Origin of the sequence: Rothia sp. HMSC069C10, from assembly GCF_001812205.1 — a bacterium.
Taxonomy (GTDB): domain Bacteria; phylum Actinomycetota; class Actinomycetes; order Actinomycetales; family Micrococcaceae; genus Rothia; species Rothia mucilaginosa.
On the sequence record NZ_KV808301.1, the window covers coordinates 223915 to 250902 of the forward strand.

Annotated in this window: 23 protein-coding genes; 10 read left to right on the plus strand and 13 right to left on the minus strand. The window is 60.1% G+C overall.

Features of this window, described 5'->3' with window-relative positions:
• The 4 genes from HMPREF2842_RS05890 to HMPREF2842_RS05905 all read left to right on the plus strand — a co-directional run.
• Positions 1-456: DUF6318 family protein (locus HMPREF2842_RS05890; RefSeq protein ID WP_070643293.1), on the plus strand; the 456-nt coding region annotated here is incomplete at its 5' end.
• 2 nt (positions 457-458) lie between these two features.
• Positions 459-1193 (plus strand): DUF6318 family protein, encoded by a 735-nt coding sequence (locus HMPREF2842_RS05895; protein ID WP_070643296.1) that lies wholly within the window; start codon positions 459-461, stop codon positions 1191-1193.
• A gap of 47 nt (positions 1194-1240) precedes the next feature.
• Positions 1241-1939 (plus strand): DUF6318 family protein, encoded by a 699-nt coding sequence (locus HMPREF2842_RS05900; RefSeq protein ID WP_070643300.1) that lies wholly within the window; start codon positions 1241-1243, stop codon positions 1937-1939.
• 203 nt (positions 1940-2142) lie between these two features.
• Positions 2143-2799 carry a DUF6318 family protein gene (locus HMPREF2842_RS05905; RefSeq protein WP_070643302.1) on the plus strand — a complete coding sequence of 219 codons (657 nt, stop codon included), beginning with the start codon at positions 2143-2145 and terminating at the stop codon, positions 2797-2799.
• A gap of 188 nt (positions 2800-2987) precedes the next feature.
• Here HMPREF2842_RS05905 and HMPREF2842_RS05910 read toward each other — a convergent pair whose 3' ends face one another.
• Positions 2988-3617 (minus strand): DUF3043 domain-containing protein, encoded by a 630-nt coding sequence (locus HMPREF2842_RS05910; protein WP_049353087.1) that lies wholly within the window; start codon positions 3615-3617, stop codon positions 2988-2990.
• 115 nt (positions 3618-3732) lie between these two features.
• Here HMPREF2842_RS05910 and HMPREF2842_RS05915 point away from each other — a divergent pair, with 115 nt between their 5' ends.
• From HMPREF2842_RS05915 to HMPREF2842_RS05940, 6 genes are all read left to right on the plus strand, one after another.
• Entirely contained in the window at positions 3733-5127 is a 1395-nt protein-coding gene (locus tag HMPREF2842_RS05915; RefSeq protein ID WP_049353086.1) for a M20/M25/M40 family metallo-hydrolase, read from the plus strand.
• A gap of 247 nt (positions 5128-5374) precedes the next feature.
• A complete protein-coding gene (locus tag HMPREF2842_RS05920; RefSeq protein ID WP_049347628.1) occupies positions 5375-5728 on the plus strand; it encodes a HesB/IscA family protein in 354 nt (117 codons plus the stop codon).
• A 114-nt stretch (positions 5729-5842) separates the two neighbouring features.
• On the plus strand, positions 5843-6916 hold the full coding sequence (gene trpD, locus HMPREF2842_RS05925) for an anthranilate phosphoribosyltransferase (protein WP_070643304.1): 1074 nt from the start codon (positions 5843-5845) through the stop codon (positions 6914-6916).
• A 561-nt stretch (positions 6917-7477) separates the two neighbouring features.
• Positions 7478-7927 (plus strand): NfeD family protein, encoded by a 450-nt coding sequence (locus HMPREF2842_RS05930; protein ID WP_070616350.1) that lies wholly within the window; start codon positions 7478-7480, stop codon positions 7925-7927.
• A gap of 93 nt (positions 7928-8020) precedes the next feature.
• A complete protein-coding gene (locus HMPREF2842_RS05935) occupies positions 8021-9016 on the plus strand; it encodes an SPFH domain-containing protein (RefSeq protein WP_005506035.1) in 996 nt (331 codons plus the stop codon).
• Positions 9017-9205: 189 nt separating this feature from the next.
• Positions 9206-9544, plus strand: a complete 339-nt coding sequence (locus HMPREF2842_RS05940) for an RNA polymerase-binding protein RbpA (RefSeq protein WP_070616351.1) — start codon at positions 9206-9208, stop codon at positions 9542-9544.
• A gap of 205 nt (positions 9545-9749) precedes the next feature.
• Here the strand turns inward: HMPREF2842_RS05940 and HMPREF2842_RS05945 are convergent, their stop codons facing one another.
• The 12 genes from HMPREF2842_RS05945 to arc form a co-directional block, all read right to left on the minus strand.
• Positions 9750-10484 carry a polyprenol monophosphomannose synthase gene (locus HMPREF2842_RS05945; protein WP_070629701.1) on the minus strand — a complete coding sequence of 245 codons (735 nt, stop codon included), beginning with the start codon at positions 10482-10484 and terminating at the stop codon, positions 9750-9752.
• A 122-nt stretch (positions 10485-10606) separates the two neighbouring features.
• On the minus strand, positions 10607-11785 hold the full coding sequence (locus HMPREF2842_RS05950; protein WP_070643307.1) for an amidohydrolase: 1179 nt from the start codon (positions 11783-11785) through the stop codon (positions 10607-10609).
• 259 nt (positions 11786-12044) lie between these two features.
• Positions 12045-15095, minus strand: a complete 3051-nt coding sequence (locus HMPREF2842_RS05955; protein WP_070643311.1) for a DEAD/DEAH box helicase — start codon at positions 15093-15095, stop codon at positions 12045-12047.
• A 268-nt stretch (positions 15096-15363) separates the two neighbouring features.
• A complete protein-coding gene (gene tatC / locus HMPREF2842_RS05960) occupies positions 15364-16245 on the minus strand; it encodes a twin-arginine translocase subunit TatC (RefSeq protein WP_070643319.1) in 882 nt (293 codons plus the stop codon).
• Positions 16246-16378: 133 nt separating this feature from the next.
• Positions 16379-16624 carry a Sec-independent protein translocase subunit TatA gene (gene tatA / locus HMPREF2842_RS05965; RefSeq protein WP_005506024.1) on the minus strand — a complete coding sequence of 82 codons (246 nt, stop codon included), beginning with the start codon at positions 16622-16624 and terminating at the stop codon, positions 16379-16381.
• A 437-nt stretch (positions 16625-17061) separates the two neighbouring features.
• A complete protein-coding gene (locus tag HMPREF2842_RS05975; protein WP_070643324.1) occupies positions 17062-19338 on the minus strand; it encodes a WYL domain-containing transcriptional regulator in 2277 nt (758 codons plus the stop codon).
• A gap of 196 nt (positions 19339-19534) precedes the next feature.
• Positions 19535-19930, minus strand: a complete 396-nt coding sequence (locus HMPREF2842_RS05980) for an FKBP-type peptidyl-prolyl cis-trans isomerase (protein WP_005508667.1) — start codon at positions 19928-19930, stop codon at positions 19535-19537.
• Positions 19931-20044: 114 nt separating this feature from the next.
• Positions 20045-21106: an FKBP-type peptidyl-prolyl cis-trans isomerase gene (locus tag HMPREF2842_RS05985; protein ID WP_070643327.1), complete on the minus strand. Its 1062-nt coding sequence runs from the start codon at positions 21104-21106 to the stop codon at positions 20045-20047.
• Between the two features lie 219 nt (positions 21107-21325).
• Positions 21326-22798 (minus strand): Pup--protein ligase, encoded by a 1473-nt coding sequence (gene pafA / locus HMPREF2842_RS05990; RefSeq protein ID WP_070643332.1) that lies wholly within the window; start codon positions 22796-22798, stop codon positions 21326-21328.
• A 27-nt stretch (positions 22799-22825) separates the two neighbouring features.
• Entirely contained in the window at positions 22826-23020 is a 195-nt protein-coding gene (locus tag HMPREF2842_RS05995; protein ID WP_005506016.1) for a ubiquitin-like protein Pup, read from the minus strand.
• 194 nt (positions 23021-23214) lie between these two features.
• Positions 23215-25026, minus strand: a complete 1812-nt coding sequence (gene dop, locus HMPREF2842_RS06000; RefSeq protein ID WP_070643335.1) for a depupylase/deamidase Dop — start codon at positions 25024-25026, stop codon at positions 23215-23217.
• 117 nt (positions 25027-25143) lie between these two features.
• Positions 25144-26970: a proteasome ATPase gene (arc, locus tag HMPREF2842_RS06005; protein WP_070643338.1), complete on the minus strand. Its 1827-nt coding sequence runs from the start codon at positions 26968-26970 to the stop codon at positions 25144-25146.
• Between the last annotated feature and the right edge of the window lie 18 nt (positions 26971-26988).

The following is a 26988-nucleotide window of genomic DNA, read 5'->3' on the forward strand; positions in this document are numbered from 1 at the left end:
TACGGTCCGGCGCAGAATGTGCCCAAGCCTAACGCTCCTGAAGATGGGTACCGCGAGAAGTCTATTGAGGGTATCCGTAAGACGATGGATGCATGGATCAAATGGGGTAATTATGGCGTGCAAACTGGTGACTATTCAATGGCTCGTCAGTTTATATCACCAACTTTTGAAATCGAACTCAAAGAATATGATGATATTGAAGAACTTTATCGACGTGGAGGTTGGGTAATTGATGGAGTAGAAAATATGGTTGCTAATGAACCGCCTTGGTCAGAAGATGGAGAGACATATTTCTGGAAAGCATACCGAGAATGGAATCGCGAGATATATGTTGAATATGATGGTAGCTGGCGTGGATGGAATAATGATGATAAAAGTGATGATACGTTTAAATATGAATTTAAACATAACGGAACAAAGTGGGAAATTATGGGCTACGAAGGCGTGGATAAGTAATTATGAAGAAATTTTTGAAGGATTCTGATGTGTTGAGTCGCCGCGCATTGTTGGCTGGCGCCGTGTCCCTTGGTGCATCCAGTCTGCTTGCGGCGTGTGGCCAGCAGGCTAACAATGAGGCGGCAGCCGCCTCGGCATCATCGACCGCCGCACCGAGCGAGACCGCTTCGGCATCTGCGGCAGCTTCTGAATCTCCCTCGGCGAGTGCCACTCCGTCTACTGTCTGCGGCTACTCCGGCGGCTCAAAGGCGCCTGACGGTGAGTACCGCCCTGCTGATTCGAAGGGACCCGCCCAGAATGTCCCCAAGCCCCCGGCACCGGAAGAGGGTTACCGCGAGAAGTCTATCTCTGGTTTGGAGAAGACGATTCGCGCTTGGATTTTGAATGAAAATTACTCAATTCAAACTGGAGACTATACGGAAACCCTTAAATTTGTGAGCCCTTCTTTCAAGGAAGAGATTGATTTCAGCAAGAAGATTTCATCTCTTTATCAGAAGGGTGGTTGGGTTATTGCTGGTACTCATAACTTTGTAGCGAATGGTGCGCCCTGGTCTGAGGACGGGGAGACCTATATTTGGCGTGCGTACCGGCAGTGGACTTACGCAATGTATGTTGAGCCTGACGGCAGCTGGGAGAGCTTCGAGAATGGGGATGATGTCAATAATATGTGGGACATCAAGTTGCGTTATACGGGTGATCGTTGGTTTGTTGAGTCGACAACTGCAGTCGAAAACTAACGTCTAATTTACAAATCCATCACCGATAAAAAAAGGATTACAGACTTATGACTTCCACTATTTTTACGCGCCGCGCAATATTGAGTGGTGTTACTTTCCTTGGCGTGTCCGCTCTGCTGGCGGCGTGTGGGCGGCAGGCTAGTAACGAGGCGAGTGCCTCTTCAACCGTAGCGCCGAGCGAGTCGGCTTCGGCATCTGAGTCGCCTTCGGCGAGCGCAACCCCGTCTACTGTCCGAGGCTATTCGGGTGGTTCGAAGGCGCCTGACGGGGAGTACCGCCCTGCTGATAAGTACGGCATTGCACAGAATGTACCCAAGCCTGCTAAGCCAGAAGATGGGTACCGTGAGAAGTCTGTTGAAGGAATGCGTAAGACCCTTAAAGCGTGGGTTGAATGGGCTAACTATGGCACTGAGACTGGTGATTATTCGATGGCTCGTCAGTTTGTGTCGTCGGAGTTTAAAGATGAGTTGCAGGCATATGCCGATGTTGAGGATCTTTATGCTAGTGGTGGTTGGATTATTGGTGGAGTTGACTATTTTGAGGCTGATGGTGCGCCGTGGTCTGAGGATGGGGAGACGTATTTTTGGAAGGCGTATCGTCACTGGGATCGTGAGATTTATGTTGAATCTGACGGTAGTTCGCGTAGCTGGGTGAATGAGGATAAGACCAATGACACGTTTAAGTTCGCACTCAAACATAATGGTGTTAAGTGGGAAATTATGGGCTACGAAGGTGTGGATAAGTAATTATGAAGAAATTTTTGAAGGATTCTGCTGTTGTGTTGCCGCGCATTCCGAAGCAACCACCAAAGTGAAACCCTCGTAATCTTTCCACAAGATAGACGGCCACACACCCAGAGGGCTGGAGCAATGACAGGTTCCACGTGCGCGCTCGCGCATAATGGAGATAAGCGGGAGACCATGCACTACAACGATGTGGAGGACCAACCATGAACCCCAACATGCTGAACCGCCGCTCAATACTGACCGGAGGCACCCTCATCAGCCTCAGCACCCTACTCGCCGCCTGCGTGCCGCACGACATCACAACTGCAGGAGACGGATCCACCGCCTCCGGCACACCTGCCACCAACAGCAGCCCAAGCAGCAGCGCCGGCAACAATGCCGGCAACGGCGAATACCGCAAAGCAGACGCCAAAGGCCCCGCCCAGAACGTCCCCAAACCCAACGCCCCCGAAAACGGATACCGCGCAAAGACCCCCGACGGCATCCTCAAAACCATGGACGCCTGGAACCAATGGATCAACTACGGCGTCCAAACCGGCGACTACAGCAAAGCCCGCGAATTCCTCTCCTCATCAAACGACGGAGAACTCAAAATCTACCGGGAAATAGAAGCGCTCTACCAGCGCGGCGGATGGGTCATCGACGGCATCGAACACTTCGAACCCGAAGGCATACCCCGGAGCGACGACCATCAAACCTACTACCTGAAAACCAACCACAAATGGGACAAACACACCGAGGTAGAACCCGACGGCCGCCAAGAAACCTGGAGCAGCGACAAGGAAGAAGAAATCTACACCTTCGCCCTTGAACACCGCGACGGCAAATGGCAGATCCTCTACTCCCGAATCGAAGCCTAACCGTACCGGCGTCTAGCCACGGTTATACGCCCAAAAGCCACATGTGTTTCGAAAAGCCACCAAAGAAGTAGCTTCTCGAAACACATGTGGCTTCTCGCGTAAGAGTGTAAAGACCAGCGGGCATAAAAATAGGGGAGAGGCCTGAACCTTCAGGACCTCTCCCCAAGCACCTATAAGGCACTAACGACTTAGTGCGGGTACTCGCCGTACTTCACCATCGGAACCGGGCGGCGCATACGACGAATCATCATCACACGGTTAAACGCATACATGCCAGAACCGCGCTGAACCTCGCCGAACTTCGCAATCAGCTTCTTCTTCAGGCTGCGCCACAAAATGAAGTAGTCAACAACCCACAGAATCATCAGCGCATACATTGCGTAGACGGAACCGTAATAAATCGGCGCCGCCGCAGAAGACGTACCAGACACACCCTGAGCAATCCAGCCACCAATGAGCAGAACCAGCAGCACAGCCAGCATAAAATCGCCAAGGTTACGGCGCGCATCCACATAATCACGGATATAACGACGCTGCGCACCACGGTCCACGGCGGGCAGGTAACGCTGATCGCCACCCATCAACGCATCATTCTGACGCTCACGAGCCTTCGCCATCGCCTCACGTTCACGAGCCTTCGCCTCCTTACGGTCATTAACAACCAGAGGCTGACGACGAGCCGCCTGCTGCTCCTTACGCGAAGGAGTAGGACGGCCCTTCTTCGGGGTGAACTTCGGATTAACCGGAGCCTGAGGCTCCTCTACAACCTGCGGCTGAACAGCTTCCGCTTCAGCCTTCTCTTTCTTACGACCAAACACCCTCCCATCATACCCGAACGGCACACACCAAACCCGCCCCCACAAGCCCACACCAGCAACTGAAACAACCCCAACCACCCGGCGGCGGCGGGTAAGGTGGGGGTAAGGTAGAAACATGACTACTGAATTCACCCACCACAGCGCCCTCAGCGACGCCGTCACCAAAAACTTCGAAGCAACCCTGCAGACCCTCACCGAGCTCGTCGCCATCCCCTCCATCGCCTGGGAATCGCACGACCTCACCCAGGTAGACCGCAGCGCCGAGGCAGTCGCCGCGCTCGCAACCAAGGCAGGCTTCAACAACGTACGCATCGAACGCGCCACCTACACCACCGCAGACGGCACCGAAAAGCAGGGCATGCCCGCCGTCATCGCCTCCCGCCCCGCCGCAGAAGGCTACCCGACCATCCTGCTCTACGCCCACCACGACGTGCAGCCCGCCGGCAACCTCGACCTGTGGGACACCGACCCCTTCGTCGCAACCCGCAAGGGCGACCGCCTCTACGGCCGCGGCGCAGCAGACGACAAGGCAGGCATCCTCGTGCACCTCGCCGCGCTCGCAGCCCTCAACGAAACTCTCGGCGAGGACTTCAAGCTCGGCGTGAAGCTCTTCATCGAAGGCGAAGAAGAAGCAGGCTCGCCCTCCTTCGTCTCCTTCCTCAACACCTACCGTGAGGAACTGTCCGCCGACTACATCGTGGTCGCAGACTCCGCCAACTGGCGCGCCGGCGTACCCGCACTGACCACCAGCCTGCGCGGCGTCGCATCCGGCGACATCGAGGTGCGCGTCGGCAGCCACGCCATCCACTCCGGCATGTTCGGCGGCCCCATGCTCGACGCACACACCCTCATGGCGCAGCTACTCGCCACCCTGCACGACGCCACCGGCGCCGTAGCCGTCGAAGGCCTGCACCGCGCCCCCGAACCCGAACTCGAATACGCCGAAGCAGACTTCCGCAACGACTCCGGCATCCTCGACACCGTACCCCTGGCAGGCACCGGATCCGTCGCCTCCCGCCTGTGGACCCAGCCGGCAATCTCCGTCATCGGCATGGACATCCCCTCCATCGCAACCTCCTCCAACACCCTCGCCGTCGTATCCCGCGCACGCATCAGCACCCGCCTAGCACCCGGCGACAACCCTGAAAACGCACACCGCGCCCTCGCCGAACACATCAAGGCACACGCACCCCACGGCGCCCAGGCGAACTACACCGCCGTCGACTCCGGCATGCCCTTCGCCACCGAAGTCGACGCAGACGGCGCACAGACCGCCCTCGACGCAATGCGCGCCGCCTGGGACGTAGAACCCGTACAGACCGGCATGGGCGGCTCCATCCCGTTCATCTCCGACCTGAAGGACCTCTTCCCGCAGGCACAGATCCTCGTCACCGGCGTAGAAGACCCCGACACCCGCGCACACAGCGCCAACGAGTCCCTCTACATCCCGGACTTCAAGAACGCAATCCTCGCGGAGGCGCTACTGCTCAGCGCACTCGGCGCCCGCTAAACGCGCTCGCTAGGAACATCCACAAAAAGTGGGGGAGAAGGGTCACAAACCCCAACCCCCACTTTTTCGGTATCCTAGAAGCAGAATTACATGTCAAGCCCCCACACCAAGACTCACGCCCCCGGCGAACTATGCACACCCTAGGTTGTACATCAAACACCCAGGCGCGTATCGTGAAGGCTAAAACGCCCACACGCACCCACACGCGGCGCACACGGGCAACCAACAAAACAAAAGGACAACACCAATGAGTGAAACCACCACCGAACTGCCGACCCACGGCGTCAACCTCACCGAAGTAGCACAGACCAAGGTCCGCACCCTCCTCGAACAGGAAGGCCGCACCGACCTGCGCCTGCGCATCGCCGTCCAGCCCGGCGGCTGCTCCGGCCTCATCTACCAGCTCTACTTCGATGAGCGCGTCCTCGACGGCGACGCAGTCCGCGACTTCGACGGCGTAGAAGTCATCGTCGACAAGATGAGCGCACCCTACCTCGACGGCTCCACCATCGACTTCGAAGACACCATCGAAAAGCAGGGCTTCTCCATCGACAACCCCAACGCAGCAGGCTCCTGCGCATGCGGTGACTCCTTCCACTAAACCGAAGACACCCCAGCGCTAAGCACCCCAAGGTGCAACACGCCTAAACAAACCCCCGTCTCGCATACTGCACCCAACCATGCAGATACGCGGCGGGGGTTTTACACTTAACACATGACTACGCACGAAATCACCTGGAAATACATCCTCAACCAGCTCGTCAAACACCAAAACCTCACCGACACCGAAGTCGCCTGGGCAATGGACCACATCATGACCGGCCAAACCGAACAGCCGATCCTCGCATCCTTCCTCACCGCGCTGCACTCCAAAGGCGAAACCCCCGAAGAACTCGGCGCCCTCGCAACTGGCATGATCGCCAAAGCCGAAACCGTCGACATCAACCCCCACGCCGTAGACATCGTCGGCACCGGCGGCGACCAACAAAACACCGTCAACATCTCCACCATGGCAGCCCTCGTCATCGCAGGCACCGGCGCCACCGTCGTCAAACACGGCAACCGCGCCTCCACCTCCAAATCCGGCTCCGCAGACGTCCTCGAAGCCCTCGGAATCCGCCTCGACATGCCCATTCCCGCAGTCGCCGAATGCGCTCGCGAGACCGGTATCACGTTCCTGTTTGCGATGACTTTCCACCCGGCAATGCGTCACGTGGGCCCGACCCGCCGCCTGCTGGGCATTCCGACCGCGTTCAACTACCTGGGTCCCATGACCAACCCGGCGCGCGTGAAGTCCTCGGCTATCGGTGTTGCTAACCCGGTCATGGCTGAGAAGATGGCTCACGTCTTCGCGGAGCGCGGCGACCACGCCCTGATTTTCCGCGGTGATGACGGCCTAGATGAGCTGACCATCGCGACCACGAGCCGCCTGTGGGAGGCTGTTGACGGCGAACTGACCGAGTACCGTTTTGACCCGACCGAGTACGGCCTGCAGAACGCGCCGCTGGAGCAGCTGCGTGGCGGCGACGCCGAGTACAACGCGGGCATTTTCCGTGCAATTTTGGCGGGGGAGGGCGAAGCCCCGAAGAGCCCGCTGCGCGCTATTCACGACGCCGTGGTGATGAACGCTGCAGCTGGCCTGGTGGCATACCGCCCGACCAACGGGGAGAGCTTTGAGACCCGCTTCACTCAGGCTTTGGCTGATGCGCGCGAATCTATTGCATCCGGCGCAGCGGAGCGTGTGCTCAACGCATGGGTAGAGTTCAGCGAAAAGCACGCAGAAGCGTAAAGCTCTAGAAATTGATGGCAGGCACCCGAGACGAACAGAGCGCACCGAAAGGTGTGGAGTCTCGGGTGTCTGTCATTTAACGGGAGGCGCTGAGGAGCCCGAAGATTCGGGGCATGTGAGCACGTGGCTGAGCACCGAGGAAGACGCAAGGCGCACGGAGCACTGAGAAAGAAAGGTGCGAGGCGCACGGAGCGCAGAATAGCGGAGTTCAGAACCGCGGATGGAACAGCGTAGTCGCACTGCGAGGAACGCAGGTTTGACCCGCGCCAGCCTGAGCGTAGAAAGCACCGGTGAGCAGCCGGTGGGGTAGTGAAAAATAGGTCTACTTTACATAATGTATATTATCGGCTTTTTAGGGAGGTTTAGAATGAACCAAAGATTCCCCGTATCTAAATAAAGTCTTAACAGTTCATGTATTAACCTCACTCGGTCACCAGAACTGTCGCCATCACTCAATCCACCTGAAATAATGGATATACCCCGCATCACGAAGGTGCTGTCGCCTCGTGTGCAGATCCAACGTCAACCACGCCGGTTGATGTACACCAAAGGAGAAAACTCGTGGATTGGCTCTTTGAGACACCCTGGACACTCTGGGTTGCACTCGCCCTCGTTTTCGCCGTCATAGAAATGCTCAGCCTCGACCTGTTCTTTCTCATGTTGGCGATTAGCGCAGGCATCACCGCAGCAATATCGCCCTTCGTGGATAACATGCTGATTCGAACCGTTATTTTCGTGGTGATTTGCCTGATTCTGGTGCTTGGTCTGCGCCCGCCGCTGCTGAAAAAGCTCAATAAATCAGCCACCGGAGCTGTCACTAATGCTGAAGCACTTGTTGGTGCTGAGGTGCGCGTCACTCAAGATGTGACTAGTGAAACCGGTTTGGTGGTACTAGCTGGCGATACCTGGACGGCGCGCACCGCCTCCGGAACGCTCGTAGCAGGATCACACGCGAGGGTACGAGCCATTGAGGGTGCTACCGCAATCGTAGAGCCTCTCCCCCATGACTAAGACCAACAAACTAAGACCCATCTGAATACCGGCTCCAAATGCCAATTCAGATGCCCTAGAACACACCATGTAACTCACCGATAAGGAGAAACAATGCCTATCAGCCTTATTCTGACGGTCCTACTCATCCTCTTCGTGCTGACGATGCTAGCCAAGACCGTGCGCGTCATCCCGCAGGGACGAGCCGGCATCGTCGAACGACTGGGCAAGTTCCACGCCGTTCTCAACCCCGGCCTGCACATCGTCATCCCCGTAGTTGACCGCGTGCTGCCCCTCATCGACCTGCGCGAACAGGTGGTTTCCTTCCCCTCGCAGTCCGTGATTACCGAAGACAACCTCGTGGTTGGTATCGACACCGTCGTGTACTTCCAGGTCACCGACCCCCGCTCGGCAACCTACGAAATCACCAACTACATTCGCGCCGTGGACGAGCTGACCAGCGCAACCCTGCGTAACGTCGTTGGTGGCCTGAACCTGGAGCAGACCCTCACCTCCCGCGACCAGATCAACGCGGAACTGCGAGGTGTACTCGACTCCACCACCGGCCGCTGGGGCCTGCGCGTCTCCCGCGTGGACATCAAGGAAATCCAGCCCCCGGTGTCCATCCAGGACTCCATGGAGAAGCAGATGCGTGCAGAGCGTGACCGCCGCGCCGCAATCCTCACCGCAGAAGGCCAGAAGCAGTCTGACATTCTGACCGCAGAAGGTGAATCCCGCGCCGCTATCCTGCGTGCAGAGGGTGAAAAGCAGGCACAGATCCTTCGCGCAGAAGGTGACGCACAGTCCGCAATCCTGCGCGCAAACGGTGAAGCCGAAGCCGTGCAGAAGGTCTTCGCCGCAATCCACGAATCCAACCCCAGCCAGCAGCTGCTCACCTACCAGTACCTGCAGACCCTGCCCAAGCTCGCCGAAGGCGACGCAAACAAGCTCTGGTTCATCCCGACCGAACTCGGCGATGCACTGCGCGGCCTGGGCAACGCATTCGGCACCCTGCCCGCATCCGACCTCGCGGACGCGCCCAAGAAGCCCGCAGCAGAGGCACCCAAGAGCGCCCCGCAGGCACCCGGAAGCTACGGCATCAACGGCTAAACGCGAAATCTAACGCATAAAAAAGCGTGAATCACCAAAAATCACGCCGAATAAACACCACCACGTTGGGCGGGTGGAGACTATTACCGATATAATGGATGTTTTGTAAACGTTCGAGGGAATAGCTCTCCCCCGCCCAACGTTATGCCTAAAGCGCCAAAGAGCGCACCCGACGACACTGGAGGAAAAATGAGCGATCGTAGCCTGCGCGGTATGCGCCTGGGTTCCCAGTCGATGGAAACCGAATCGAACGTACAGCCCGCGCCCCGCCAGCGCGTCGAATACCGTACCGCTGACGGTGACCGCGTTTTCGTGACCTTCGCGGCAGAAGCAGAAATCCCCTCGGTATGGACCGCAAAGTCCGGCAAGGAAGCATACCTCGTCAACGGCGACTCCACCGCAGAGGCCGAAGAAGAGAAGCCCGCACGTACCCACTGGGATATGCTCATGGAACGCCGCAGCATCGAAGAGCTGGAAAAGACCCTGGAAGACCGCTTGGAATACTACCGCAAGCACTACGCGCTCTAAAAGCACCGTAGACATGCCGTAGAAACGCTTCAGGAGCCCGCTAAGAGCCACTTGCGCTCTGAGCGGGCTTCTCCGCTTTTTCGGCACTGGCTTCCCGTTGGTACGTGAGCCAGGAAAGAGCGCCAGAGAAAACAGAAAAGGACCGGGGCAGATACTTTTATGTATCTGCCCCGGTCCTTCGTATAAGTCTCAGAGCGAGGGACGATTACTTGCCCAGAGCCTTCTTCAGCTTCTGAATGCGGTTAGTCATGCCCCATCGAGTCACCTTAGACATGGAGTCAAAGATAATGTTGCCGTCCATCTTCGAAGCACCAATCTCACGCTCAACGAAGGTAATCGGAACCTCAACAATATTCAGGCCAGCCTGCTCAGAACGCCACGCCAGATCAACCTGGAACACGTAGCCCTTAGAGTCAATACCGTCCAGGTTCAGACGCTGCAGGGCCTCACGACGGTACGCGCGGAAACCAGCGGTAATGTCCTTGATGGAGGTGCCCAGAATCAGGCGGGTGTACAGGTTAGCGCCGCGAGAGAGAACCTGGCGGTGAGCCGGCCAGTTCTTGGTCTTGCCGCCGGGAACGTAACGCGAGCCAATAGCCAGGTCAGCGCCCGCCTCCACAGCACGAACCAGAGAAGGAAGCTGCTCAGGCTGGTGCGAGCAGTCAGCGTCCATCTCAATCAGAACGTCGTAGCCTGCCTCAAGGCCCCAATCGAAGCCAGCGAGGTATGCGCCGCCCAGGCCGTCCTTAACGGTGCGGTGCAGAACGTGAATCTGGGAATCCTTAGCCGACAGCTCATCAGCAATCTGGCCGGTGCCGTCGGGGCTGTTATCATCCACCACGAGAATGTCCACCTCGGGAGCCGCCTTGCGAAGACGCTCCACCACGATGGGCAGGTTCTCCTTCTCGTTATACGTCGGGATGACAGTTAGAACGCGCATATTACTCCCTCACAGGTGCATATAAAACAGGCCGGTAGATGTCCAGTATACCGGGTAAACATTTAAATCAATGAATTATTGAGGGGTTGAAACCCCTTAAAAAGCCTCTGACAAGCTAAAAATTAGTTACTTTCAGTGTAAATAGATTCCAGGATGGGCAGAGGCGAATCTTCATCCAACACCGGAAGCAGCGGAATGCGAGCACGAGGGTCGGTACTCCACGATGCTACGCGGGAGTCGGGTGCCTGGACCATGAGGGCTTCTACGCGCCACTGTGCTACGAATGCGGGGGTGTCGGGTGCGAACTGGCCGGTGAAGGGGTTTTCTTCGTGGGCTAGGCGGTATACGCCGCGGGTGAGGGCGGCGAAAGCGCTGCGTGCGGAGATGCCGTGTTCGTTGTTGACGAGTTCGCGGATGAGGGACCAGGCGCCGGGTGCGTACAGCTGAGCATCAGAGCCCAGCGCGATGGAGGTGCCGGCTGCGTTTGCGCGGCGGGCTACGGATGCCACAGATTCGCGTGCTTCTCCCCCGGCGTGTGCGAGGAGTGCTTGGACGGTGTCGTTGGCGGTTTCGTCTTCTTCGGGTTCGCAAACGCTGAGGCCGAGGTTGATGCGTGCTTCTGCCAGCTGGGTGAGGTATTCGTCGGTGATGGGGTCCTGCGGGGTGCTGATTGCTGCGTCGAGGCGGATGGAGAGCCAGGGGCGGCTCTCGCGTACGGCGAGCGCGGCGTCGGCTGCGTCGGCAAAGCTGGTGGATGCGTCGATGGAGAGCAGGAGTGCGGCGTCTTCGGCGACCTGTGCTGCTGCGGGCGCTTCGGTGGGTGTGACAAAGATGCCGACTAGCTGCAGGCCTTTGATGGCGCGTTCGCCTTCGGTGAGGGGGCGTAGTGCCTTGATGGCGCTGATGAGTTCGTCGGTTTCTACGCCGGTGGCGTTGAGGATGAGGCGGATGTCGGGTACGCCGTGTTCGGCGCTGTAGTAGCTGAGTGCGGAGACGAGGTCGGGGACGTCTTCCATGCCGGCGAGTAGGGTGTGGGTGTGGTAGCCGGCTGCGCGGTATGCCTGCAGGTAGTCGAGGATTTCGGGTGCTTCTTTGCCTGCTACCGGTGCCAGTGCGCGTGCAAAGGCGGGGGTTAGTAGGGCGCCGTCGAGTTCGGTGATGGTGGCTGATTCGTCGGCAATTGAACGCGCCCCGGAGTCGGAACCAACCCAGCGGACGAAGCCGTCTTCGACGAGCATTGCGGTTGCGTACGGGTCGACAGGGCTGTACACGCTACCATCTACGAAAATACGGGTAGACATTAGATTCCTTTCACCTTTGAGGCGCGCCGAAAGCGCACACGGGGGCGGGCACTTCGCTTGTGCTCGCGTAGCTTAGCTGAGCGTCTCATTTGAGTATAGAAGCACCCCCGCTGCCTGTGGTAGTTCGTTCGTCCTTAGATGAGGCGGAACTTAGATGGTGTAGAACAATGCACAGTTGCGGGGGTGGTGGCCCGATCCGGTCGGGCGGAACCGGTCGGGCAGGGTGTAGCACTATGTACGGTGTAGCACTAAGGTGCGGTTAGACGTCGAGTGCGACTACGCCGCGGCGTACCGCCTCGATTGCTTCTTCACAGCGGGCGCGGATGACCGGGTCCAGTGAACGGATGTGCGCAATCTGGTCCAGGGCGTCCAGTACCTGCTTTGCCCAGCGTACGAAGTCGCCGGCGGCAAGGCCGGTGTCCTCGATTGCCTTTGCGAGGTGTGCGCCGTTCGCCCAGGCGTACATGGGTTCGACCAAGCCGAAGTCGCATGCCGGGGTCGGGTTGACCTTGAACTGTTCCTCGGCTGCGTTCAGGTCGGCGAGGCGCTGCGTAATCGTCGCAATGGGTGCGCGCAGGGACGGGTGCGGGTAGTGAGCCAGGTATTCCACGGCGTCGCGCTTACCCTGGTAGGTCAGTGCGGCGACGGTTGCCGCGATGGCGGCGGGCTCCAGTCCGTCGAGGAAGTGCGCGTCCAGGCACAGGGCGGTCAGTAGGTCGCGCTCGCCGTAGATGCGGCGCAGAGCCTGGCCGCCGGTGGTTAGCGACAGTTCGTTATCCTCGGTGCGTTCGACGTAGCCGTAGCTCTCCAGCAGACGCGCAATGCGGTTGAAGACCTGCGCAATCGTGTTGGTGCGGCGGGCAATCTGACGGCGCAACCCTTCCGTCTCAGAGTTGAGCTTCTGCCAGCGCTCAGCCCAACGCATGTGGTTTGCGCGGTCGGAGCAGCCGTGGCACGGGTGGTTACGCAGCTGAGCCTGCAGAGCCTCCAGCTGCGCGTCAATGCTGTTCTGACGAGCCGGGATGTTCTGCTGCGCGAGCGCACGCGGGGCGCGGCCGTCGTAGAGTGCCTGGCGCATGCGGCTTGCGGTGTCGCGGCGTTCCTTGGCGGTTTTGAGGCTTAGGCGCTTGGGGATTTTGATGCGTGAGACCGGTTCGACGGCGCCTTCGAAGTCGCGGGTTGAGGCGGTGCGCTGGTGCGCGTCCTCGGTGACGATGCCGATGCGCGGGTCGGCGTGCGAATCGGAGCGGGTGATGACGACTGCGTAGCCGCGGGAGCGGCCGTGCGGAATGTAGATGATGTCCCCGGGTAGCAGCTGCTGGATGCTGTGGTGTGCCTGGGCGCGGGCGTGACGCTCGTTGCTCTTGGACGCTTTCTTTTCCAGTTCGGCGATGTGGCGGCTGAGCTGGACGTATTCGGTGAAGTCGCCCAGGTGGCATGCCATTGCTTCGCGGTAGCCTTCTAGGGCGCTTTCGTTTTTGCGTACGCGGGAGGCGACGCCCACGACCGACTTGTCTGCCTGGAACTGTGCGAAGGAGGATTCCAGGATTTTGCGGGTGCGCTCAGCACCGTAGGAGGCGATGAGGTTCGCCGCCATGTTGTAGGTGGGGCGGAATGAGGAGTTCAGCGGGTAGGTGCGGGTGGAGGCGAGGGTCGCCACGTGCTCCGGGGATAGGCCGGGGCGCCACATGACGACGGCGTGGCCTTCGATGTCGATGCCGCGGCGGCCTGCGCGTCCGGTCAGCTGGGTGTACTCGCCGGGGGTGATGTCTACGTGGGATTCGCCGTTGTACTTGGTGAGCTTCTCCAGAACCACGGTACGTGCGGGCATGTTGATGCCCAGTGCGAGGGTTTCGGTGGCGAAGACCAGCTTGATCAGGCCCTGGGCGAAGAGGGTTTCGACGACCTCCTTGAACAGGGGCAGCAGACCAGCGTGGTGCGCGGCGATACCGCGAATCAGGCCGTCACGCCATTCGTAGTAGCCGAGGGTGTTCAGGTCGCGGGTATCCAGGTGAGCGGTCGCCTCCGCAATGTAGGCGCGGATGGTCTGCTGCTGTTCGGGGGTGGTCAGCGTAATATCGGCGGATACGCAGTGGCTGACCGCGCCGTCGCAACCGGCTCGGGAGAAGATAAAGCAGATTGCGGGCAGCAGGCCCTGCTTGTCGAGGGCGCGCACCATCTCCGGGCGGGTGATGCGCTGCGGACGCAGAGGCTTCTGCTCACCGCGCGCATCAAAGTCCCGGTCGTTGCTGAAACGATCACGACGGTCCGAGCGGCCGCGCTCGCCGCTGCTGAACGTCTCATTCAGCCAGCCTTCACGGCGGTGACGGAAACGTTCACGCTTGCCGCCGTAGCGTCCGCGGCCCGGTGCGGAACGGAAGCCGGGGCGTAGCGCCTTCAGCTGCGGGTTCAGGCGCAGACCGGCAAGCAGAGGGTTGGCGCCCGCCTCCACGGTTGCGCCGCGCTGCTTAGCTTTCTGTGCCTTCTTCGCCTGCTTGCGGGAGAGCTTCTCCTCCGGCTCCTGGTTCTTACCCTGCGCGGAGTTGTCTTCGGGTACGAACAGGTCCACCACGCGGTGACCGACCATCATGTGCTGCCACAGGGGTACCGGGCGGTGCTCGGAAACGATAATGTCCGTGCCGCCGCGCACCGTATCCAGCCACGCGCCGAACTCCTCAACGTTCGACACCGTAGCCGACAGAGAAATGACGTTCACATGCTCGGGAAGGTGAATAATCGCCTCCTCCCACACCGCGCCACGGAAACGGTCCGCCAGGTAGTGCACCTCATCCATCACCACATAGCCCAGGCCGGTCAGCGTGGTCGAGTTGGCGTAGAGCATGTTGCGCAGCACCTCGGTGGTCATCACGACCACGGGTGCTTCCGTGTTAATGCTCGTATCGCCGGTGAGCAGACCCACGTAATCCTCACCGTACGCGCGCACAAAGTCGTGGTACTTCTGGTTGCTCAGCGCCTTAATAGGGGTTGTGTAGAACGCCTTCATGCCGCGGCGCAACGCCAGGTAGATACCGAACTCACCCACAATGGTCTTACCGGCACCGGTAGGCGCGGCAACGAGGACGGAGCGGTCCGCCTCCACGGCGGCACACGCCTGACGCTGAAAATCATCCAGCGGAAAATCAAGGGACGCCTCAAAAGCCCCGAGGACGGTCTTCGCGTATGCGGCGCGTTCTCGGGATGCGGCGTAGGCGGCAGCGTAGTCGGTGCCGGTCTGCTCCGCCGGGGTCTGTGCGTTAGAAGCGTTAGAAGTGTGTGTGTCAGAAGTGTGCTGTGCGTGGTGCTTGCTCATAGTATGTCCAGTGTAACGGTTCGCCCGCCGCGAGCCTTCAGAAAGCATCCTGCACGGGCACTAATCCGGTATGGGCGAACAGCGAGCGCATCGGCTGCGCGGTTTCGGCGCAGTTTATGCTCAGTTTCTGCCGGGATGTACCGGCGGGCGTTGTAAAAATTCGTCTGTGCGCCTCGAGACGCTTTTGCGGAACATACGAAAGGGGCGGGGTACAGGTTCTCTGTACCCCGCCCCTTTCGGCTAGGTTGATCAAAGCGAGCTATTCAATTTAGGAAGTCTTCTCGTCCTCGAAGTAACCCATCTTCGCCAGGTCTTCACTGCTGGTTGCGGTGTTCAGGCTTGCTTCATCCGAACCCTCCGCCAGCTTGGCAAGCTTGCGGTCGCGGCGCTTGTCGTTGATCATGCAGATGCCGATTGCTGCGAAGAAGAAAATCAGCAGCGGCGCCATGAGCACGAACATCATCATGATGTCGCTACCGGGTGCAGTCAGCGCTGCGATAACCGCAACGAGCACAACAACCCAACGCCAAGACTTCAGGATGGTCTTACCGCGAATCAGGCCCAGCATGTTAATGCCGACCAGAATCACAGGGATGATGAACGCGCAGGAGAACGTCACAACGAACTTCAGGATGAAGGAGATGTACACGCCCGCGTCAATGTAGTTACTTTCGTTGACGGGGGTGAACTTCAGCAGTGCGTAGACCACGCCGGGGAGGGTGAAGTACGAAATGGCGACACCGCAGGCAAACGCGAAAATAGATGCGGTGAGGAAGCCGAAGAGATACCTCTTCTCCTTGGTGTGCAGTGCCGGAAGCAGGAATCGCAGCGCCTGGTAGAGCCAGACGGGAGAGGCGATCACCAGGCCGATGTACATACCGACCTTCAGCAGCTGGTCGAAAGGAGATGCGACGCTACCGTAGTTCAGGTTTGCGTTGCGGCCGGTTTCTGCGTTGATCTGCTGCAGGGGTGCAGAGATCATTTCGATGAAAGGCTGGTAGAGGAAGACCGTACCGATGATGGCTGCGATGATGGTTGCGATAGCCGCTTTGATGAGGCGGTCGCGGAATTCGCGCAGGTGTTCCTTGAGTTCCATGCGTGCTTCAGGATTGATTTTGCGGTTGCGCACGTCCTGGTCGGGTGTTGCCACGTGGTGTCCTCTGGGTGTCGGTGCCGTGTGTGATTCGGCTGAGGGGGTCTGGTGGGGTGTTTATGGGGTGGTGCCGCAAAACCCGTGCCGGCCGGTGGGCTGGCACGGGTTTGGTGCATCGGTGGCGGGACCGTTACTTGGTTTCGGTCTTGCCGTCCTTGCCGTTGTCTACGACCTCAGCGGTGACGACCTCTTCGCCGTCCTTCTCGCGGGGGTCCTTCTTGGAGTCGTTCTTCAGACCCTCAACTTCGGTCTTGAAGATGCGCATGGACTGGCCGAGGCTGCGTGCCATGCCGGGCAGCTTGGGTGCGCCGAAGAGCAGGACGATGAGGAGGATAACGACGATGATGGTCGCGGGGTGGCTGAAAATCTGGCCCATGGTGGTGTGCCTTTCTGTTAGAGCAGGTCTCCGATGTTTTGAGGTTGGCCGAGTCGATCTCGTCGGGAGACCCGTCGCTTGATCCGCTCAGACCTGCGTGTCTGCTTACCTTGTTCGTAGTTATTGTATGCCTCGGTGATGGGTGTGAATACCCCGAGGGTGGTGTCTCGTGGGAGTTTTCGGCTTGCGTTCGCTTGCGCTGCGTCGAATTGTCCCTCGATTGACTCGACCCAGGTTACGGTTTCGTCAAGGAGTGTGAAACCGCGAGTGAGTGCTTTGTAGGTGAACCATGCCAAATAGAGGAGCGAGCAGATGATGAGCGCGCCCCATAGCAAAATCCAGAACCACCAAGACATGAGCACCATTATACAAGTTTTAGGTTAATGTTTTGGCGCCTTAGATGGGTTTTTAGGGTGTTTTTGCTTGTGGGTGAAGTTCTATTTTTCTGCGGGCACACCCCTGCGGCTGCTCGCGTTGAGGGTTTGCAACTGGTCAAGCAACGCCGCGCGCAGGTGCGCAGGACCGACCAGTTCGAGGGCACCTCGGTGCGCGATGACGGTGTCGAGGATGTTCTTATCGCCAGCGCCGTGGGCGTTGTTGTAGTAGTGAATACGCACGTACTGGGTGCGTGAAGCCTTCTTCACGTGGTGGGTGCTTCGACGCATGTACGTTGCGGTGAGAGTATCGAGCGGCTCGCCGCTGGGAATATGCTCGGTCGGGTGAATACGCAACTCAGCAAAGGGGTTGGTCTGAGTACTGTGCTGCTGCGCGTGCCAATGCGGGACGGTGTCACCGGTGACCGGGTGGGCACGACCCGCACCCGCCTCGTGGATGTGGTTGATGCGGGTGAGGCGGAAGTTACGCCAGAAAGTGGGGGTCTTCTCCCCTGCCTCATAATCCGCCACCTCGCTGTTTCCCGCCTGGCTGTCGGCAGTCTCACTGTTTCCTGCCTCGCCGGTGGCTGCGTGAGCAAAAGCCTCGGGTACGTACTCGGGGACTTGCTCACCACGCGCGGCATAGTAGCGTTCCTCAGCGGTACGGCACCACGCATGCAGGTACATGTGGTCGCGGTGCAACACCAACGCATACGGGTCCACCAGGCGGTCCGCGGCACGCTCACCGTAACCAATGGTCACGGCGTTGCCGCTGCTCAGGGCGGCAGTCGCCTCTTGCAACAGAGGCTCCTCGGGGGCGAAGCACAGGTGCTGCGCATAGACGGGCGCGTTCGGGTACGCGGCGGCGAGCGCCGCACGGATACTGCCCAGGCGCGCATCCGCCGGGTGCAGAATATCTGCGGCAGAGAGGGTGAAGACGAGAATGGCGAGCTCAGTGTCGGTGAGGCGCGCGTAGTTCAGTAGCGTGTTCGGGGTGGCGCCGTCAAAGTCCGGCAGTAGGTTAATGTAGGTGGGCTTGAGGGCGTCCGGGTCCTTGGGATCAGACTCGAAGGGTACGGTGTCTGCCTGCGCGAAAATCTCGGCAATAGTTTTGCCGAGGGCACGGTTCTTCTCGGTGTCCACGCTGTAGAGGGCGTTGAGCTGATTCAACGGCATGGGCGCCTCATCGTGGGCGCTCGCCCAGCGGTCGGCACGGTGCAGACCCAGGAGCAGGTCAACAAGGTCGTCGAGGGAGTTGTTGCGGTTGCGCTGGTTGATATCCGCCCAGGTGCCGGGGTCTTCAACTGCGCCGCTGTGCAGGTCGGTGAGGGTGCGCAATAGCTGCTGCTGGGCGGCGTAGCTGTCACGCTGGCGGGTAGAGGCAGCCTCCGATTCCTCGGGCGGCTCGATCACACAGCTGTAGCTGGTCGCCGCCACAGCGCTATCAATCGTGCCGTACGAGGGCACGGTGAAGGGCTCCGACAGCGTAGAATCGGCGCTGACCTCGGCAACAATCAGGCTCTCTTCGTAGCCCTTAATGTCTTCAAGCCAGTTCTTGGCTTTAAACGTCGCATTGATGGGGGTCGAATCGATACGTGAAAGCATCGTGAGCTTCTGAATACGGCTGGCACGGAACGTGTACTCCTTACGCTCCGCGCTCTCGGTGTAGTAGCCGACAAAATACCAGGTGCCGTAACGGTAACCGATACCGGCAACACTGACCTTCTCCTGCGTGCGGGTCGCACCGGCAGCCGTCTGATAGGTGAACGTGACCGTCTTACGCTCCGCATAGGCGGTAAACAGCTCATTCAGGTGCGGGTTATCGCTAAAGTAAATGCGCTGAAGGGGCTCGCGGTAGGTGTACAGGTTCTTCGCGCGCTGACGCTTGCCGGTCTTCGGCTCCAGGATCTTCGCGGCGGCGAGCGCCTCATCGGTGAGGTTCTCGCTGGTCAGCGCAATCTTACGCAGGATGCGGTAGGCGTCATCCTGCAGTTCGGTGCCTTCCCAGCCGCGCAGGATGGTGTTGATGAGGCGGAACTCCTCGGCGGTGGGGTTCCAGGCGGGCAGCTTTGCGGCGTCGCTGGGTTCGAGGCGGTAGCGCTCCCCCAGATCCGTGGTCACGTGGGTGATGCGCGCGCCGGCGTCCCGCAGGGTCTGCTTGGCTCGTTCAAAGGCGCGTTCCTGGGACTCGCTGAGGGAGCCGTTAGCGCGCGTGCTAATGCCGAGCAGGGTCAGTAGCTCGTTGCGGCTGATGCCCTGGGTTCGGGTTGCGGTGTCGCGTGCCTCGGCGGCGGTGGCGAGGCGGTGAAGAGTCATGTAAAGCTGAGCTGCGGTGGACATGATTCCATCATACCGTGTGTGTTCCGCGGCACTTACTTAGCGTATGGGGCGGATCAGTGCAGGGGGTGGCTGCGGGAGGAATACGCGGGTACGCAAAAGCCCGGTGCCCCTCCCACCAGCGGGAGAAAGCACCGGGCTGCGCGTCTCTGCGCGTCTTACGTGAGAAGCGCGAAAAACGCGAGAACCTTGCTAATCCTTAGCGGACGTCCAGCAGGTCCACCACGAAAATCAGGGACTCGCCGGGCTTAATGACCGAACCAGCGCCGCGGTCACCGTACGCCATGTCGGCGGGAATCTCCAGGCGACGACGGCCGCCGACCTTCATGCCGAGCAGACCCTCATCCCAACCGCGGATAACCTGGCCAACGCCCACCTGGAACGGCAGCGGCTCGCCACGGTTCCAGGACGCGTCAAACTCTTCACCGGTGGAGAATGCCACACCAACGTAGTGGGTGAGCACGCGGGAGCCGGGAACAACCTCAGCGCCTGCACCCTCGATCAGGTCGGTGATGACCAGCTCGGTGGGGGCGTCGCCCTCGGGGAAATCGATTTCGGGCTTTTCGCGGTCGAGGTTACGCTGACCGAAAGACATGGGTGTCTCCTTTGATTGGTTCGAAATGAATCGAAATAGTGGGTGCGCTCGCCGCCCATACAGGATAAGCGGCGAGCGCTGTATAAAACACTATATAAAAATGTGGTTGCCGGGCTACTGTGCGGTAGCCGAAGCGGTAGCCGCCGGGGTCGCAGTCGCAGAAGCCTCAGCGGTTGCCGAAGCGGACGCCTCCGCAGCAGCTGCGCTAGAAGCCGCCTGAGCACGCTGCAGGGTCTGCGGGTTCTCCTCCGCGCCCAGAATATCAACAACGAACACCAGAGTGCCCGAAGGCTTGGAACCGCCGGTGTCGTTACCGTACGCCAAATCCGCCGGGATGACTAGCTCAACGCGGGAGCCGACCTTCTTGCCCTTCAGACCCTGAGTCCAGCCCTTGATAACGCCCTGCAGGGAGAGGCCCATCGGGGTGGAAGCGTCATAGTTGCCGTCGAAGACCTTACCGTCGGAGTACTGCACGCCAATGTAACGCACGTACACGGTATCGGTTTCCTTGACCTCGGCGCCCTCGCCCTCAATGAGGTTCTTCGAGACGAGCTCAGTGTATTCCTGCTTGGTGTCGGGCAGCTTAATATCAGCCTTGCCGGTGGACTCATCCAGAGTGAAGGACGGCAGCGACGGGTCAGCCTCAACAGCCTTACCGGTTGCGTACTTGGGCAGCTTCGTCTTCACGGTGTACACCTCAACGTTAGTTGCGGCACCCGGAGATGCGGTCGTAGTGGTCACGCCCGCGGTGCTACGCTGCTGCAGAACGTTGGTGGTGTACGAGAAAGAACCGCCAACCTTAATCTTCTTCAGGGTTTCGTACACCTGCGGTGCAGCCTGCTTCAGCTGATCGTTAATCGGCAGCAGAATCGGCTCGCTGGAGTAAGTGGAACCGTTAAGCTTGCCGTCGGTGCCGTTGAACACGGCAGCCTCAACGAGCACGTAGTCACCATCGTTGATGGAGTCGCCGTTGCCTTCCTCAATCACGTACGCGGAGGGGCTAGAAGCGGCGAAGGGAGTCGCGAAGGACGCCTCAGGCTCAGCGGTCGCGTTCTTCAGGGTGTACTGCACCTTAGACAGGTCGCCGCCGCTGGACTGCGCGCCACATGCGGACAGGGCGAGCGCGAGAGCAGCCGCGCTGGCACCGAAAATAGTGAGCTTAGAGCGTTTGGTCATAGTGTTATCCTCTGGGGTTTTCTGTGAGAGTGGGGCGTGTGAGTGCCCGTGTGCCACAGAACAGTTTACAGGTATAGGTTTAGCTGTTTTATGCTACGGCACGTAGCTGTGTTCAGGCTGTGTCGCGGCCGAGGTGTTCCCGAAGGTTGACAACCCCGACCGCCGGCGGGTTTCCCCTCATCAGAGAGTTTCTAGCAGTGTTGTTTAGCGGGGTGCTATTTAGCAGGGCGGCGGGAATGCCGCCTCCTGATGCTGACGCGCCTTAGACGCCAACAGGCTCAGCACCTCCTCAAGCTCCTCGCTACCGGTAGCAAACGGGTCCTTACACACCAGCGTGTGCTGCGGGTAGGCGTTGAGCTTCAAGTGCACCCAATCCACGGTGAACTGCTCCCCTGCCGCAACCGCCGCATTAATGAAACGCGAACGCTGCAGAGCGCGAGTGTTCGGCGGCTGAGCCTTCGCCGCCTCCGCAGCACCCTCAGGCAGGATGCGCTTGACCGCACCGCGACGAACCAGCGCGTGGAAGACACTACGCTCCGGGTCGATATCGTGGTACGCCAAATCCAGCTGACGGATGCGGGCGCTCGCATAATCGGCAGGCTGACCAGCCGCGCGGGCGCGGGCAATATACGCATCCAGAAGCTTCTTCTTAATCGCCCAGTCAATCTCCGTGTCAATGCTGCTGTAGTCGCCGGACTCGATAGCGTCCAGGGTGCGATGCCACAGGTCCAGGGCGTATTCCACGTGGTGGTGGTGCGCGCCGTACTGCTGCACGTACTGGCGTGCCGCATCCAGGTAGTGACGCTGAACGCTCAACGCCGTGTAGTGCTTACCATCGGTGGTTTCGAAGGTCGCGGTGCCGGTCAGGTCGTGGCTGATAGCGCGCAGAGCCGCCGGAACAGACACAATATCCAGGCTCGTGACCGGGAAGCGGTCCTCCAGCATGCGCAGCACCAGGTCGGTGCTGGCAATCTTCAGCAGGGTCGTCGGCTCCGCCATGTTCGAGTCACCATTAATGACGTGCATGCGGCGGAACTTCGACGCGTCCGCGTGCGGCTCATCGCGGGTGTTAATGAGCGGGCGAGCGCGCGAGGTTGAGGTGGATGCCGCCTCCCAAATATGGTCGGCACGCTGCGAGAACGAATACGAGGGCACACCCGTGCTGGACGCCGGGTCGGTCGAACCGGGCACCGGGCCGCCGTTCGGGTGGGTCTTACCGGCACCGACCAGAATCTGGCGGGTCACCAGGAACGGCACGAGCTGGGCAATCAGGTCGTTGAACTGCAGTTTGCGGCTAATCAGGTAGTTCTCGTGGCTGCCGTAGGAGTTGCCCGCCGAATCCACGTTGTTCTTGAACAGGTACAGTTCACCGTCGAGGGGGCGGCCCTCCGAACCTGCGAGCAGGCGCTTGCGGGCGGTACGCGCCAGATCAGCGAACAGCAGCTCACCGGCGCGTTCCTGCGCGAGTAGTTCGTCAATGCTGCCGCATTCGGCGGAGGCGTACTCGGGGTGCGAACCCACATCAAGGTAGAGCCTACCGCCGTTAGGCAGGAAGACGTTCGTTGAACGCCACTGATCCAGGACGGGCTTGAAAAGGGCGGCGGCGGACTCTTCGATGCTCAGCCGACCGAGCCCGTGCGGGACGTAGCTGAGCCCGAATTCGCTTTCAATGCCGAAAATACGGTGTTCCATGATGTTGACCCGGCGCGGGTGTGCCGGTTACTCGCCGCCCTTCTGGACGAAGCCGGTGACGAAGTCTTCAGCGTTCTCAGCGAGCAGGCCGTCAATTTCGTCGAGCAGGTCGTCGACCTCGCTCACGTCAGAGACAACGTGGGAGGCGGCGAGGGTCAGTTCCTGCTCCTGCTCGGCTGCGGTGGTTTCGGTCTGCTGTGCGCTGATGCGTTCGCGGCTCATGGTTCTCTCCTCAAGGGGTTTTCGGTTGTGGACAAATAAGTTTTTAGTGGGGTCGGGTGCGGGGTGTAAGGGTTTTGGTACCCGGACCTTACTGCACCCTACCTGTGGGTTATGTGGTTTTTACTCTTCCGAATGGGGGTATCCGCCCCGGGGAAGAATATGAGTTTATGTGGGTTTGCGGCTGTGAGGCGCTACTAGCGCAGGCGGTTCAGCAGCTCATCCGAATGGTTCACCTCATCCAGTAGCGGCTCCACCTGGGCGGCACCGTACCGGGTCGGCTCCATCATCGTAAAACGAGTCAGATCCTTCGAATACCTGCCACGGCAGGACACCGTATCCCAGTTAATACCCAGAATCTCCTCCGGCCAACGCGCCATCAACGTGCCACGCAAAAACGCGCGCGTCTCACGCGGCGGCTCGGTCGTCGCACGCTCAATCTGCTCCGCAGAGAACAGCGTGCGCATGCGGCCACGCGACACCAGACGGTGATACAGGCTCTTCGACGGGTCAATATCAGCGTACTGCAAATCCAACGCCTTCAACTTCGGATTCGCATAATCTACGCCCTGAGCGACATAACCGCGCACCAGCGCATACTTCGCCACCCAGTCCAGACGATCCGCCAGCGAGAGCGGGTTGGTTTCCAGGGCGTCCAGAACCTCACCCCACAGATCAAGAATCTGCGCGGTCGCAGCATCCACACCCGCCGGGTTCGACTCCTCGTGCGCACGGGAGGCCTCATAGTAGGCGCGCTGAATCTGCAGGGCACTCGCCGAACCACTCGTGGACACCGGGTTCGGCAGGGTCGCCGAAGACGGCGCCAACGGCAACTGAACTGACAGCGACAAATCGTGGCTGACCGCGTGCATCGCCGCCACCGGATCAGACAGGCGCACACCCGGCAGCACGGGGTGCTGCTCGCTATGCGACTCAATCAGGTTCATCACCAGCGCCGCCGTACCAAACTTCAACAGGTTCGAATAGTGCGACATGTTCGCATCCGCCGGAATCACGTGCAGGCGGCGGTACTTCGACTCATCCGCATGCGGCTCATCGCGCGTATTCACAATCGGGCGGCGAATCGTGGTCTCCAAACCAATCGTGCGCTCAAAGAAATCAGCGCGCGAACTAATCTGAAAACCCGGAACCTCACCGTGCGTACCAATACCCACACGGCCCGCACCCGTAAAAATAGCGCGGGTCGCAAAGAACGGCAGGAGCGCATCCGCAACCTGCTCAAACGGAACATCACGGCTAATCAGGTAGTTTTCGTGGGCGCCGTACGACTGGCCCTTCGAATCGGTGTTGTTCTTGTACAGCTTCACCTGCGGCAAATCCTGCGCGTGATTGCCCAGCTCCACCAGCGACTCATACGCCAGCGCGTCACCGGCAGCGTCATAGAGCACCGCGTCGGCGGGGGTCAGAACCTCCGGCGAGGAATACTCCGGATGCGCATGATCCACATACAGGCGCGCACCATTGGGCAGAATCGCGTTCATGGTCACGCGGTCCCAATCCAGACGCTCCGGGAAACCACCGCGGCCGTGCACACCGGCGAGCGCATCCAGGGCGCTACGCGGCTCGGCGGGCTCGCCCGGTGCCTGAACGCCCGCCTCACGCATAATCTCCAGGGCGATATCTTCGCTGGTCAGCTCGGTGCGGGTGTGCGTCATTTGGCTCGAATGGGCGGTGGAGGCGTCCTGAACCTGACCGAACGCATCACGCAGCGGCGACTCGGACTCACCCAGCCACTGACCCTCGGGGGTTGCGGTCGAGTAGTTCTCTGCCTGGCGTACTTCCTCAGCAGCTAGCTCATCCGCCAGGGCGCGGCGCTGCAACTCCTCACGGAAGGCGGCGCCGCGGCGGAAGGCGAGCTTGGCGTAGGTGTTGACCACCAGTGCGGACAGCACGGTCGGGTTGGTGCCCGGCGCGGAGGGGGCGATGACGCCGTACTCGGTTTCTGCACCCATAATGCGGTGCACGCCGTAGCTGGGTGTGGAGTTCATGGGGTTCTCCTGAAAAAATCTATACCATCTAAAGGCTTTGGACCTGCGGTAATGCTGGGGTTGATGCGGGATAAGCGCGGGGTGTGGGCTGAGCGCACAGCTGAGTGGGCGCGCGGTTTAGCGCGGCGGCTCCACCGACACCAGACGGCCACGCACACCGGCAACGGTGAGCGCATCCTCAATATCGGGCAGCGGCGGCAAGTCCACCTGATCCTCAAACTCGGCGCGCACCGCCTCCAGCAGGTGGCGGGTACCAATACCAACGCTCGAAGCGTCCGCACCGGCGGTCAGCGCCTGCAGCTGCTCCTTAATCGCGGCCTTCTTCGCGCGGTCCACAATATTGCGAATCACCGCACCCGAAGCGAAATCGCCACGATACAGCGTGTGCGTGGACAGATTCGCGCTCGCACCAGAACCAACAACCATGGAAGAATCCACGGTCGCCACAGCGTACGCCGTGGAGGGGGTGCGCGCGTACAGCTGACCTGCCGCCGCCGCAATCATCGCGGTCAGGGCGGCGCGGGTCGAACCGGCGGCTGCCACCTCCGCCGCGTCCAGGGGCAGGTCCTCGGTCAGGTACAGACCGAAAATCTCTGCCGCACCGGGGGCGTCCGGGCGGTTAATGCGAATCTTCAGGTCGAGTCGGCCCGGGCGCATCACCGCGGCATCAATGAGGTCTTCACGGTTGGTCGCGCCAATAACGATGACGTTCTGCAGCGACTCCACACCGTCAATTTCGGCAAGCAGCTGCGGCACGATGGTCGTCTCAATATCGGAGGAACGACCCGAACCGCGCATACGGAACAGCGACTCCATCTCGTCAAAGAACACGACGACCGGGTGTCCCGCCTCCGCCTTCTCACGGGCGGCAACGAAAATATCGCGAATCTGACGCTCCGTCTCACCAACGAACTTATCGAGCAGCTCGGGGCCCTTAATGTTCAAAAAGTAGCCGCGAGTAGCCGAACCCGGGTTCAGCGCAGCCGCACGAGCCGCCAGGGAGTTCGCCACAGCCTTAGCGATCATGGTCTTACCGTTACCGGGAGGACCGTACAGCAGAATGCCCTTGGGCGGTGCCAGGTGGTAGCGCTCAAAAATCTCGGGGTGCAGGTACGGCAGCTCCACCGCGTCGCGGATCTGCTCAATCTGCGCGCCCAGGCCACCAATCTGCTCGTAGGTGACGTCCGGAATCTCTTCCAGAACCAGCTCCTGCGAACGAGAAGCGGGAACCTGCGAGGTCAGCATACGGGTGCGCGTGTCAAGGGTGACCGCATCCCCTGTGCGCAGCTGCTCAATGTCGAGGGAACCCGCCACACGCGCCACCTGCTGAGCACCCGAGGACGTATCAACCAGCACGCGCTGCTCATCCAGCACCTCACGCACGGTCACCACGTCACCGAAGGGCTCGGTGTCCAGGGCGAGCACCGCCTCGGTCTTGTCGTTGAGCAGCACGGTCATGCCGGGGGTCAGCGTGGACAGGTCAATGAGCGGGGACACGGGAATACGCATCATGCGGCCGCTCACCTGAACATCCAGGTAGGTGTCAATCTCGGCGGGAGTCTTATCGTCCGCAACCTGCTCGTAGGTCATGGTTTGACCCTCATGCACCGCCAGCACAATCGCCGAATTCAGCGGCGGCATAACGTTCTGCGACAGGGACGCGCGCAGACGCTCCACCTGGTAGCGCATGCTGGTGATTGCCTCAACGAGCTTGCGGTTCTTCTCCCCCGCACCACGAATCTGTCGGCTCATATTGTCGCGGGTTGCCTCCGCCGCGGAGAGTCGACGCAGCACGGCGTCATACTCCTGCGCGCTGACGGGCTGACTGCCGGGCAGGGAGGTCGACCCGAAAGCAGCCGAGTAGTGCGGTGCCGCGCTGGCTGCACTGTGGGCGGTGCCGTACTGGGGGGTTCCTGCCTGATCTGCAGATTCGTGGGTGGACACGGTAGCTCCTTTAGCTGT

Excerpts from the sequence above, each read along its gene's own strand:
- HMPREF2842_RS05975 (WP_070643324.1), bottom strand. The coding sequence starts at position 19,338 with ATGTCCACCGCAGCTCAGCTTTACATGACTCTTCACCGCCTCGCCACC.
- HMPREF2842_RS05920 (WP_049347628.1), top strand. The coding sequence starts at position 5,375 with ATGAGTGAAACCACCACCGAACTGCCGACCCACGGCGTCAACCTCACC.
- HMPREF2842_RS05955 (WP_070643311.1), bottom strand. The coding sequence starts at position 15,095 with ATGAGCAAGCACCACGCACAGCACACTTCTGACACACACACTTCTAAC.
- HMPREF2842_RS05985 (WP_070643327.1), bottom strand. The coding sequence starts at position 21,106 with ATGACCAAACGCTCTAAGCTCACTATTTTCGGTGCCAGCGCGGCTGCT.
- HMPREF2842_RS05945 (WP_070629701.1), bottom strand. The coding sequence starts at position 10,484 with ATGCGCGTTCTAACTGTCATCCCGACGTATAACGAGAAGGAGAACCTG.
- HMPREF2842_RS05980 (WP_005508667.1), bottom strand. The coding sequence starts at position 19,930 with ATGTCTTTCGGTCAGCGTAACCTCGACCGCGAAAAGCCCGAAATCGAT.
- pafA (WP_070643332.1), bottom strand. The coding sequence starts at position 22,798 with ATGGAACACCGTATTTTCGGCATTGAAAGCGAATTCGGGCTCAGCTAC.
- HMPREF2842_RS05935 (WP_005506035.1), top strand. The coding sequence starts at position 8,021 with ATGCCTATCAGCCTTATTCTGACGGTCCTACTCATCCTCTTCGTGCTG.
- tatA (WP_005506024.1), bottom strand. The coding sequence starts at position 16,624 with ATGGGCCAGATTTTCAGCCACCCCGCGACCATCATCGTCGTTATCCTC.
- HMPREF2842_RS05895 (WP_070643296.1), top strand. The coding sequence starts at position 459 with ATGAAGAAATTTTTGAAGGATTCTGATGTGTTGAGTCGCCGCGCATTG.
- HMPREF2842_RS05950 (WP_070643307.1), bottom strand. The coding sequence starts at position 11,785 with ATGTCTACCCGTATTTTCGTAGATGGTAGCGTGTACAGCCCTGTCGAC.
- HMPREF2842_RS05900 (WP_070643300.1), top strand. The coding sequence starts at position 1,241 with ATGACTTCCACTATTTTTACGCGCCGCGCAATATTGAGTGGTGTTACT.
- trpD (WP_070643304.1), top strand. The coding sequence starts at position 5,843 with ATGACTACGCACGAAATCACCTGGAAATACATCCTCAACCAGCTCGTC.
- HMPREF2842_RS05905 (WP_070643302.1), top strand. The coding sequence starts at position 2,143 with ATGAACCCCAACATGCTGAACCGCCGCTCAATACTGACCGGAGGCACC.
- HMPREF2842_RS05940 (WP_070616351.1), top strand. The coding sequence starts at position 9,206 with ATGAGCGATCGTAGCCTGCGCGGTATGCGCCTGGGTTCCCAGTCGATG.
- HMPREF2842_RS05915 (WP_049353086.1), top strand. The coding sequence starts at position 3,733 with ATGACTACTGAATTCACCCACCACAGCGCCCTCAGCGACGCCGTCACC.
- HMPREF2842_RS05995 (WP_005506016.1), bottom strand. The coding sequence starts at position 23,020 with ATGAGCCGCGAACGCATCAGCGCACAGCAGACCGAAACCACCGCAGCC.
- dop (WP_070643335.1), bottom strand. The coding sequence starts at position 25,026 with ATGAACTCCACACCCAGCTACGGCGTGCACCGCATTATGGGTGCAGAA.